We start from the raw sequence: 11,359 nt of genomic DNA on the forward strand, positions 1-11,359 counted from the left end.
CGCTCTAGCCGCTACAACATCTCCGGCTTGAACAGCTTGCGATATTTCCGCGTATTCTCGCCGGAGATCATAAACTCGCCGTCGCCGCGATAATGAATCGTCTTCGGATATTTCGGCGAGGTCGCGACATGCGCCTTCACCACCTCCAGCACGAACAGGCTGTATTTCCGGATCAGGCTTGAATCGATCAGCCGGCATTCGAAATTGGCGTAACACTCCTCGATCAACGGCGCGCGCACCTGCTCGCCGGGCCTGGGTGTGAGGCCAAACGCGGCGAACTTGTCGATGTCGCGCCCGGAGCTGTTGCCGATCTTCACGACGGTCGGCGCCAGCTCTACGGTCGGCACATTGATCACGCACTGTTTGCTGCGGCGGATCAATTCGAACGAGTGGTTGGCGTCCCAGATGTAGCAGCCGATCAGCGAGGGCTGAAACTCCATGATCATGTGCCAGCCCATGGTCATGATGTTGGTCTCATTCCTGTGCGCGGACGAGACCAGCACGATCGGCCCCGGCTCGAGCAAGCGGCGCACATTGTCGACAGGAAAATCCGTCTTGGTGTAGCGCGGCATCGGGCCTCCTCTCAGTCGTCGTCCTCGTTTGCGCTTCAAACTCCGCCGTCGTCCCGGCCAAGCGAAGCGCGAGCCGGGACCCATAACCACAGGCAGTTATGGTGACGAAGACTCGGAGTTACCGCGTGGTTCAACAACGATGTTTGGTGGTTATGGGTCCCGGTCAAGCCCGGGACGACCTAGGGAGAGAGCGGCCGCTCATTCGCGCACTCGTAGCCCGTAGGGTGGGCAAAGCGAAGCGTGCCCACCATCCACGCTCGGTGCAAGTGAAGGTGGGCACGCTGCGCTTTGCCCACCCTACGTTTGCTACGCCGCCGCGTCCGCCAATCCCACTGCCCACAGCGCGAACGCATAGACGATCGCGATTTCATCGAGCCGGTTGAATCGTCCCGATGCGCCGCCGTGTCCCGCGCCCATGTTGGTGCGCAGCAGCACCGGCCCGCCGCCGGTCATGGTGGCGCGCAATCGCGCGATCCATTTCGCCGGCTCCCAATAGGTGACGCGCGGATCGGTCAATCCACCCATTGCGAGGATCGCGGGATAGTCCTTCGCCGCGACATTGTCGTAGGGCGAATAGGACAGGATGGTGCGAAAATCCTTCTCACTCTCGATCGGGTTGCCCCATTCCGGCCATTCCGGCGGCGTCAGCGGCAGCGTGTCGTCGAGCATGGTGTTGAGCACGTCGACGAAAGGCACCTCGGCGACGATGCCGCCGAACAATTCGCCGGCGCGGTTCGCGACCGCTCCCATCAGCATGCCGCCGGCCGAGCCGCCATGGCCGACGATGCGTTTAGTGCTCGTGTATTTTGCATCGATCAGCGCGCGGGCGGAGGCCGCGAAATCATCAAAGCTGTTGGTCTTCTTCTCGCGCTTGCCGTCGAGATACCAGCCCCAGCCCTTGTCGGCGCCGCCGCGGATATGCGCGATCGCGTAGACGAAGCCGCGGTCGACCAGCGACAGGCGGTTGGTGCTGAAGGAGGCCGGCATTGCCATGCCGTAGGAGCCGTAGCCGTAGAGCAGCAGCGGCGCTGTGCCGTCGCGGACGAAATCCTTGCGGTGCAGGATCGAGACCGGGACCTCTGCGCCGTCATGCGATGCCGCCATGATGCGCGTGGTGACGTAATCGGCCGGGTCGTGGCCGGAGGGAATCTCCTGGCGCTTGCGCAGCACGCGTGTCCGCTTCGTCATGTCGTAGTCGTAGACTTCCGACGGTGTCGTCATCGACGAATAGGAGAAGCGCAGGTTTGTCGTCTCGAATTCGTAGGAGCCCATGGTGTCGAGCGAATAGGCCGCCTCGTCGAAGGCGATCGCATGCTCCTCGCCCGTGGCGAGATCGCGGATCACGATCGCGGGCAGCGCGTTGGCGCGCTCCAGCCGCACCATGTGGCCGGAGAAAAGCTCGAGATCGAGGATGTAGATGCCTTCGCGGTGCGGGATCAGATCGCGCCAGTTCTTGCGCTCCGGCGCGGCGAGCGGCGCCGTCATCACCTTGAAGTCGATCGCGTCATCGGCATTGGTGAGGATGAACAGCTCGTCGCCGCGGTCGGCGATCGAATATTGTACGCCTTCCTCGCGCTCGGCGATCAGCTGCGGCGCCGCTTCGGGATTTTGGAGGTCGATCAACCGCTGTTCCGAGGTCTCGTGGTCGCCGCCCGCGATCACGCAGAAGCGCCCGCTCGCGCTCTCATGCAGATGGGTGAACCAGCCGGAATCCTGCTCTTCATAGACCAGCACGTCGTCGGCCTGTTTGGTGCCGAGACGATGGCGCCAGACCTGCATCGGGCGGTGGTTGTCGTCGAGCTTGACGTAGAAGAAGCTCTTCGCGTCCGCGCTCCAGACCACACCGCCATCGGTCTCCTCGACGAGGTCGTCGAGATCGGCGCCGCTTGCCCAGTCGCGCACGCGGATCGAGAAATATTCCGAGCCCTTGGTGTCGGCGCTCCAGGCATGCAGCCTGTGGTCGGGCGAATGCCGGCTGCCGCCGAATCTGAAATATTCGGTGGCTTTCGCCAGCTCGTCGCCATCGAGCACGACATGCGCCTCGCCGCCGTCGCGCGGCATGCGGCCGAACATCTCGTGCTGTCCGCCCTCGCGGAATTTGCGGAAATAGGCGAACGGGCCGTCGGGCGAGGGGACGCTGGAATCGTCTTCCTTGATCCGCCCGCGCATCTCCGCAACCAGCTTCTTCTGCAACGGTGCGGTGTGGCCGAGCAGGCTCTCGGTATAGCTGTTCTCGGCTTCGAGATAGCTCCTGATGTCAGGATCAAGGATCGAAGGATCGCGCAGCACCTCCTGCCATTTCGGATCCTTCAGCCAGCCGTAATCGTCTGACACGGTGATGCCGTGCCGGGTGAAGGAGTGCGGCCGTCGCGGCGCAACGGGCGCGGGGTGGGCAGGTTTCTTGGTGGCGGATTGGTCCACTCGGTCCTCGTATGGTCTTTCGGTTCCGTGGTCTTGTTCGCTCGTCATGCGCGGTCTTGACCCGCGCATCCATCAAAGAAAGGCGTTTTTCGCAAGATGATGGATTGCCGGGTCGAGCCCGGCAATGACGACCACCGTCGGAACGAGATGTCATCGAGACATATATCGGTTCGAATGGGTGGATTGCCAGATGCGGTCAGGCGCGCACGCTTTCACCGAGCCATTCAATCGCGGCCTCGGTTCCACCCTTGCCGTGGGGAATGCCGAGCGCGTTGAGCGCGACCTCGACCACGCCGAGTGTGCCCAGGATCATCGGCGCGTTCACATGGCCCATATGGGCGATCCGGAAGGCCTGGCCCTGCAGATCGCCAATGCCGGTGCCGAGCACGACGCCGCATTTCTCTTTGCAGTAGCGCTGCAGCGCCGCCGGGTCATGGCCGTTCATGGTGACTGTCGTCACCGTGTTCGAACGCTCGGCGGGTTTGGTGATGTTGAAGCCGAGCACCTGGCCCTCTGCCCATACCGCAACCGCACGCCGCACCGCTTCGGCAAGCAGGCGATGGCGCAGATGCGCATTCTGCAGTCCCTCGGCCGTCAGCATGTCGATCGCCTTGCGCAGCGCGAACAACAGATGCACCGGCGCGGTGCCGGCATATTTGCGATAGTGCTCGGTGCCCTCGCGTTCGGTCCAGTCCCAATAGGGCGTGCGCAAATCGGCGCGCTTGTGCACCTCCTGCGCGCGCGCATTCGCCGCGACGAAGCCGAGACCCGGCGGCGTCATCAGGCCCTTTTGCGAGCCGGACATCGCGACGTCGATGCCCCAGGCGTCCATCTCAAACGGCATGCAGCCGAGCGAAGCCACGGTATCGACCATGAACAGCGCCGGATGGCCGCTCGCCTTGATCGCCTTGCCGATCGCCTCGATGTCGTTATAGGCGCCGGAGGCGGTGTCGACCTGCACGGCGAGGATCGCCTTGATCGTGTGCTCCCTGTCGCGCCGCAGCCGGTCTTCGACTTCCGCGGGCCGGATCGCGCGGCGCCAGTCGCCCCTCAACACTTCGACCTCGGCGCCCATTGCGGACGCGGCTTGGCCCCAGCCGATGGCGAAGCGCCCGCTCTCGAGCACCAGCACCTTGTCGCCGCGCGACAGCACGTTCGAGAGCGTCGCCTCCCAGGCGCCATGGCCGTTGGCGATATAGATGTAGGATTTGCCTTTGGTGGCGAACAGTTTTGAGAGATCGCGCAACAGGCTCTCGGTCAGTTCGACCATCTCCGCCGAATAGATATCGAGCGCCGGGCGATGCATCGCCTGCAGCACCTCATCGGGCATCGTGGTCGGTCCGGGGATGGCCAGAAATTCCCGGCCCGCGCGAACGGTCATTGTTCGGTTCCTGCTTGATCTGTCTCGCACACGTGGATGCAGGGATTGGCTGAAAATTTCAACCCACAGAGGCGTTATTTTCCGATCGCGTCGGCGACGGCATGCCAGATCTGATCCTTGATCTCGATCGCAGGCGGGCTCGGGATCGTCGTTGCCGGGCCATCGCGCGGCTTGCATGCTTCCACCAGCCGCAGGATCCAGATCTCGCCATCGGTGTAATAGAGGTCGCCGCCGCCATTGCGGCCCGCGATTGTCGGGCCGATGCCGGTGACCTGATATTTCGCGGTGACCATGCGGGCGTTTTCCAGGTCGGCCGTGAGCAGGGCCCGCTCGGCATCGAGGTCGGGACCGATGTGATGCGTGATCGCGCCGGTGTAATGGCTGACGCCGACGCTGCGATCTTGCGTGGCGGCGCCGAGCCACACCGGGCGGCCCTCCTCGCCCTTGTCGAGCACCTGCCAGTAGCGGACATGGTTGCGGCGATCGGCGCTGTTTCCGATCGGCTTCTCGAAGGCGAGGTCCTCGCGGCGGCCGAGATAGAAGAGATTGCTGACCGGCGCGTCGCGATAGGGGCGGTCGAGCAGCACGCTGCCGACGATCTCGATCGATGATTTCAGCGTGATCAGATCGGCGGGATACCAGCCGGCGGCGTGCATGGCGCAGACCACGTCGTACTTGTCGCCGATCAATCCGATATTCATGGGATCGCCGGGAATCCCCTGCGCGGTGCGCGTCACCATCGGCAGGTTGGCGAGGCCCTTCTGGTGCTCGTGATGGGTCCACAATGCCGGCAGCAGCAGATAGGCGGCGAGGCCGTAGACTGCGAGTATCAAGACCAGCAGCAATTGGATGCGCCGGACTCGTCGCCGCCGCGCCGAAGGTTGCGCCTTGTCGTCGAGCTCTGTCACCGTGCCGCGCTCTCGAACCGAGGTTGCGCAGGCAGTTTAGAGATTGTTCAGCGCCTTGTCTCGCGGCAGCCGGCGGCTTCTGCTTCCTCGACCGAGCAGAACCAGCGCGTGCCCTTGGCGATCTTCATCTGGATCTTGGCGTACCAGCGGCTTTGCGGCGTGTGATAGATGCATTCGCCCGAGGTGTTGACATTGCCCTTGATGGTGCAGTCGGGCGAGGGCGCGACCGGGCCGGAGGCGGACGCGAGCAGGATGTTGCGGGCGTTCTCCGGCGGCTTCACGGCGCCGAGGATCGGCGTCTTCTTATTGCGGATGCGCCAGTCCCAGGGCGCGATGAAGGCGCCCTGCCACATGCCGGCCTTGGCTTCGCGCGCGGCTTTCTCGTCGGCCTCATAGTCGTGCGACGCGCGCGTATAGGCCAGCGCCCAGCCGTTGGCCACCAGCCATCTCTGGACGTCCTGCCCCTCGACCTCGCAGCGCGCCAGGGTGCGGCCGCGGCGGTCGGTCGTGCCGCGGGTATGGCAGGTCCAGCTCTTGCCGCCGGCATGCTTGATCAGTTCGTCGCGCGCGGCGATCCCGCAGGTCCAACGCTCGCCCATGGTGTTGAGGCAGAGCTGGTCGGTGGAGGGCGCGTCGATGCCGCCGAGACGGATGCGGGCGGAGCCGATCTGGATCTGGTCGCCCTCGCGGATTTTCGGCACGCCGGTGATGTCTGCGGCCTGCGCCAGCGCGGGCAACAGCAGGAGGGCGGCGGTGAGGAGCAGCGATCGCATCGGCAGGTTCACGGATTGGCGAGCAATTGTGCGGAGATTCGGGCAGGCAAACCAGTAGCGCGAACGCCGCAGTCTTTTCAACTTCGCGTCATTGCCCGCCGCGCCAGCGCCAGCGCCATCAGCACGAAGGCCGAGGTCACCTCGGGGCCGCCGACCAGGATCCGCGTCGGCGTCTTCATCTTGTTCCACTCATAGGCCTTGTATGGGGAACGCCGGCCGCCTTCGCCGAAGCTCGCGACGATGCAGTGCAGCGCCGGCGTGAAGGTCCCGACCTCGGCGCCGAGATGCGCCAGCGCCATCAGCGCCAGCGCGGCGTCGAACGCGTTCATCTCATGCGCAATCAATTCCTGCTGGACGTAGAGCAGCACCTGCGCGCGGATCATCGCGAACGCCCCACTTGGATCGATCACGCGCTGCGCCGCCGAGGGAAGCGCGATGAACGCGGCGTAGCAGCGGCCGAAATAGGCGCAGTAAAGCTCCGGCAAATAATAGATATGCGAGCGCGGCTTCCTGAACGCGCCGCTTTCCACCAGCCGCCGCTGGAAGTCGATGATGCGCTGCACCGTCTCCAATCGCTGCGGCGTCTCCAGAATCCGCCAGCGCTTGAGGTTACGGAAGCTGACCTCGAGGATGTCGAGATTGAGCGTCGGATCGAGGTCGTTGCCGTAGGGACGATCACCGGCGAGATTGTCGATCCAGGTGACGACGCCGCCTTCGTAATCGATATTGTCGTTGAGCGGCACGGTGACGCGCGGCTCGTTCGCCCCGCTCCGCACCTGGTAGCCGCGATAGAAATCGAGCAGCGGCTGCTTGAGGATCGGATGATCGCTGCCGGCCTGCGTCGCCGCGGAGAACGAGCAGGCGGTGGTGTCGCAATCAGGCACATAGATGCCGAAGCCGAGATCCTGCTTGATCTGGGCGAAGAAGCGCGAGAAGCGCGGATGCGGCAATGGCGCCAGCGCCGTGATCACGTTCACGGTCGAGCCGTCATGCGAGGGCACCTCCTCGGCGCTGATCCGCAAGCAGAAGTCGACCATGTCGGCGATCGCCCCGCGCGCGGCGCTGGTCTCCGCGCCGGACGCAAGCCCGGTCTCGACAAAGCTGAGCAGCGCCTCGGTGAAGAACGCATCGTAATAGGCCGAGCGATGGCGGATCTGCATCGGCTGCCACATCGGCTCGGCGATCCCGCGCCAGGGCGGGTTGATCAGCGCGCGCGCCGGCGAATGCGCGATGTAGATGCGCGCGAGGTTGAACAGCAAAGTCGAGTTCTTGTAGCCGCGCGAGTTCAGCCCGGTCAGCGCCATCAGAAGTTCGCGCCCGCCCATGTCGGCATCGCCGATCAGGTTGAACGCCGCATAGGTCGGGATGAAGCCGTTCTTCGCGTAAGCGCGCAACAGATGCGCGCCACAGGCCCGGATGACCCGCTCGATCTCGGCCGCCGCGGGCGCGCGCGCAGGCGCCGCCGCCGCGGGCAGCGGATGCCGCACGTCGATACCTTCCATCAGCGCAGCCACAGGCGCGCCGATCGCCGCCCAGTCCGGCGCCTCGGCATCGCGCGCCTCTCTCAAGGCGGTCTGCAGCGCGCCGAGCCGCGCGTTATCGCGCAACGCCGGCAGGCCGGTGCGCCGGAGCAGGCCGCGCAGCGCGGGATTGCCGATCGCGGTCCGGTAGAATTTTCCCAAATGCGCATCCCCGCCGCGATATTTCAGCAGGAGCGGATCGCAGACGTCGTAAAGCGACGGCCCGTCCTTACGGACCGTGAGCGATCGGCAGACCGCCCCGGCAATGTCATGAAAACCCATGCCACCCCTTTCTGGCACGCACGATCCGGAACAGCTGGGAACCCGGCTGCGGCCGAAAAATCCTGCGCAATCCAAGGAGGCCCCACCCAGAAGCCCCCTGCAAACCTTTGAATCGCAGCACAAAATCGAGGGAAACACAAATGTGATCGATATCACATACGCCGCCGCGTTTTGGCACAAGTTTGACCCCGGCGCATTACGGATAAGGCCGAAAAACCGAATCAGGTTGCCCCGGAAGGCTTCGCAGGTTAAGGGTTTCTGTGTTGCGGTGCCGCAAATTGCGCACAATCTGACGGCACTCGATCAGGCAACCCCTACAACCACAGACGGCTTTGACGCGACTACACAGTCGCGCCTTGGTCAACGATTGGGATCCGAAACGCATGAAGCTCAGGCAGCTCTCCCTTTCCCGCCGCACGCTCACCGTCGTCGCCGCCTATGTTGCGATGGTGTCGCTGGCGATTGGTGCGCATGCCGCGCTGAATAAGCGGCCGCTGGAAGCGCCCAAGATGGTCGCGACCGAGCAGGGCGTCGTGCCCGTGCAGGCGTCCCGCGTCGCGCTGATCATCGGCAACGGCCATTATCCCGACGCCAACCACCCGCTGCAGCAGCCGATCAACGACGCCCGTGAGTTGGGCGCGGCGCTGCGCCAAAACGGCTTCGATGTCGACGTCGTCGAGGACGCGACCAAGGACGACATGAGCCGCGCCGTCGAGCGCCTGAAGGCCAAGGTCGGGCCGGATACCGTGGTGATGCTGTTCTTCGGCGGCTTCGGCGTGCAGGCCGGCCGCGAGAGCTTCATGCTCCCGGTCGATGCCGCGATCTGGAAGGAAGGCGATGTCCGCCGCGATGGCCTCAGCGTCGAGCACGTGCTGGCCGCGATGGACGAGAAGGGCGCCAAGGCCAAGCTCGTAGTGCTGGATGCCTCCCGCCGCAATCCCTATGAGCGCCGCTTCCGCTCCTACAGCCACGGCCTCGCCCCGATCAGCCCGCCCGAGAACACGCTGGTGATATCATCGGCGACGCCCGGCAAGGTCACCGAGGAATCCAAGGCCACCAACAGCGTGCTGGTCTCCGAACTCCTGAATAACCTCAAGACCCAGGGCGGCATCGAGTCCGCCTTCAACAAGACCCGCGTCTCGATCTCCCGCGCCAGCGAAGGCGAGCAGGTCCCGTCGGTGTCGTCGTCGCTGCTGGAAGACATCCGCCTCGGCGGCTAGCCGCCACATCCTCCACCTCCCCTTGAAAAGGGGAGGTCGGTTTGCGCGATCACGCGCAAACCGGGTGGGGATCCTGTCTCCACGAACACCAGCTTCACGAATTGAAGAACGCCTCTCCCGTGGGGAGAGGCCGGATTGCATCGCCAGATGCAATCCGGGTGAGGGGTCCCGCTCTCTCAGGGGACCACGACCCTCACCACCCGCTTCTCACTTCCCCTCCGCGCTCGCCATCACCGGCCGCACCGGGTCGCCCTCGCGCAGCAGGGCCCCCGCGCGCGCCACCACGATGTCGCCTTCCTGCACGCCCTCGCGGATCTCGACCTGTCCGGCCTGCATCAGCCCGGTCTCCACCCGCCGCGTCTCGACGCGGTCGCGCTTGATCACCTGCACCACGGTGCCGGCGGTGCCATAGAGGATCGCGGTCAGCGGCACCGCGACGCCGCAGCTCTGCCCGGTCTTGATCTGCGCGCGGCCGGATGAATTCACCAATAGCCGCCGCGGCGCGTTGATGCCGACGACGACCTGGCCGAGCTGGCTGTTCGGCTCCACCGTCGGCGCCACCCGCCGCACCTTGCCGTCCATGTCGCCGGCGCCGATCACCTTGATCGATGCCGTCTGGTTCGGCTGCAGCTTGCCGAGGTCACGCGTCGGCACCATGCCGATCAGGTCGAATTCGTTGCGCGCGATGATCGAGAACAGCGCCTCGCCTTTGCCGCCGGCGATCGTGCCGACGATCGCGCTCGAGGCCGAGATCGTCCCCGCCACCGGCGCGGTGATGTTGAGCTGCCCGCCCTCCGGCAGGTTCAGCCGCGCCAACTGCTGCCCCGCGGTAACATTATCCCCCGGATCCGCCATCACCTCCGCCACCTTCAGCCCGAACCGTTCGGGCCGCACCTGCGTTTCCTCCCGCGGCATGATGATCCCGGAGACTTCGACGATATTGCCGAAGCAGGTTTTCGAGGCTTTGAGGACGGTGACGGTGGCGCCTTTGGGCGAATCGGGTTCCTCTGCGGCGAGGGTGGGGGAGATTGCGGCCGCGGAGAGGAAGGCGGCGAGGAGGAGGTTGGGCGAGGTGAGGCGCAAGAGGAGTTTGCTCATCAACAATTCCAATCTCTAGTTACTGGCTGCGAATATCAGACGGGTATTGTTGAAGCTAGGTGCTTAGCGGCTTCTTAGCTGGCAGCCCTAATGCGGCGGTTTTCTTATATAGGAACGCTTCAATTGCAAATCCCCTCGTTTGCTTGTGCAGTAGAGCAATGATTGTTTAGATTGTAGTTCGAACTAGGATCTTCGCTCTGCTTCTCGATCTCAAGTGCTTTCAATGACCGAAATCGTCTACATCTTAATCAATGAAGCTATGCCTGGTCTTATCAAGATCGGGCGCACGAACGGCGATCTGGCGATACGTGTTCGTCAATTATATTCTACTGGTGTACCGCTTCCATTCGAACTCTTCTATGCGTGCGAAGTCGCGAACGGAACCTTCGTAGAAGGCAATTTGCAGGAAGCTTTCGGCGATCATCGCGTAAGTAAGGGACGCGAGTTCTTCCGCCTTGCACCGGAGCGCGCACGAGCCGCATTGCTTCTTGCGGCGATCAGGGAAATCAAGTTGGGCGATGAGATATTCGAAACCAACGAGGTTAAGGCCGAAGTTGAGGCGGCAAAACGGCGGAGCAAGTTCCGCCTCTCGATGATAGGAATCAAGCCGGGTACTGAGCTGCAGCTTTACAAAGACCCAACCATCATTTGCACCACCGTAGATGAGGGCAATCAGGTCAACTTTAGGGGCGATGTTACTTCTTTGTCAGATGCGGCCCTCCAGGCACACACTGCACTTGGGGATGAATGGCCTTCAGTCTCAGGACCCTGGGCCTGGACTTACAAGGGAAAGCGTCTGGACGAGCTTCGACGCGAAATCGAAGATCAGGCAGATTGAGCGACGCGCCTATCAGTTGCTTGGGATTGGTTATTGGTAGTGACGGTCGTCCAGACGGCAGTATTTCTCGGCATTCACGACAAATAGACTAGCTCCGTTACGTCGAAACGATCGTAAGGAACTATCTTATGTAGACCCTCCGCGTAGCGAGCTCTTACCCAGGAGCCGTCCGACCGATACGTCCAAAAGACGTTCTTGTACTCCCGGTGCTGCACGCGGATTTTCTCGATATTGCGGTTCGATTGGAGGCGACCGGTCTCCCCATCATCGTAAGCCCTCGGTGAAGGCCGCCTTCCCGGATTGTGCTCGATGATGAGATGATTTGCTCATTGATTTGCAAACAAAT

9 protein-coding genes are annotated in these 11,359 nt (G+C 63.4%); 2 read left to right on the plus strand and 7 right to left on the minus strand.

What is annotated here, in order from left to right:
- Positions 1–11: 11 nt before the first annotated feature.
- From AC5ZG1_RS36670 to AC5ZG1_RS36695, 6 genes are all read right to left on the minus strand, one after another.
- Positions 12–572: a flavin reductase family protein gene (locus AC5ZG1_RS36670; protein ID WP_496135797.1), complete on the minus strand. Its 561-nt coding sequence runs from the start codon at positions 570–572 to the stop codon at positions 12–14.
- Positions 573–878: 306 nt separating this feature from the next.
- Entirely contained in the window at positions 879–2,993 is a 2,115-nt protein-coding gene (locus tag AC5ZG1_RS36675; RefSeq protein ID WP_496135798.1) for a S9 family peptidase, read from the minus strand.
- Between the two features lie 196 nt (positions 2,994–3,189).
- Positions 3,190–4,374: a pyridoxal-phosphate-dependent aminotransferase family protein gene (locus AC5ZG1_RS36680; protein WP_496135799.1), complete on the minus strand. Its 1,185-nt coding sequence runs from the start codon at positions 4,372–4,374 to the stop codon at positions 3,190–3,192.
- A 74-nt stretch (positions 4,375–4,448) separates the two neighbouring features.
- Positions 4,449–5,282: an LssY C-terminal domain-containing protein gene (locus AC5ZG1_RS36685; RefSeq protein WP_496135800.1), complete on the minus strand. Its 834-nt coding sequence runs from the start codon at positions 5,280–5,282 to the stop codon at positions 4,449–4,451.
- Positions 5,283–5,329: 47 nt separating this feature from the next.
- Positions 5,330–6,055, minus strand: coding sequence for a thermonuclease family protein (locus AC5ZG1_RS36690; protein WP_496135801.1), 726 nt, complete (start codon positions 6,053–6,055; stop codon positions 5,330–5,332).
- Positions 6,056–6,132: 77 nt separating this feature from the next.
- Complete coding sequence (locus AC5ZG1_RS36695; RefSeq protein ID WP_496135802.1) at positions 6,133–7,857, minus strand: hypothetical protein; 1,725 nt, start codon at positions 7,855–7,857, stop codon at positions 6,133–6,135.
- A gap of 383 nt (positions 7,858–8,240) precedes the next feature.
- Here AC5ZG1_RS36695 and AC5ZG1_RS36700 point away from each other — a divergent pair, with 383 nt between their 5' ends.
- The gene (locus tag AC5ZG1_RS36700) at positions 8,241–9,077 is read left to right on the plus strand and encodes a caspase family protein (protein WP_496135803.1); all 837 of its coding nucleotides are present in this window, start codon (positions 8,241–8,243) and stop codon (positions 9,075–9,077) included.
- A 207-nt stretch (positions 9,078–9,284) separates the two neighbouring features.
- On the opposite strand, the gene AC5ZG1_RS36705 is transcribed toward AC5ZG1_RS36700, so the two are convergent.
- A complete protein-coding gene (locus AC5ZG1_RS36705) occupies positions 9,285–10,175 on the minus strand; it encodes an efflux RND transporter periplasmic adaptor subunit (protein ID WP_496135804.1) in 891 nt (296 codons plus the stop codon).
- Between the two features lie 223 nt (positions 10,176–10,398).
- On the opposite strand from AC5ZG1_RS36705, the gene AC5ZG1_RS36710 reads away from it, so the two are divergent.
- Positions 10,399–11,013, plus strand: coding sequence for a GIY-YIG nuclease family protein (locus tag AC5ZG1_RS36710; RefSeq protein ID WP_496135805.1), 615 nt, complete (start codon positions 10,399–10,401; stop codon positions 11,011–11,013).
- The last annotated feature ends 346 nt before the right edge of the window (positions 11,014–11,359 follow it).

The organism is Bradyrhizobium sp. Leo78 (genome assembly GCF_059512425.1).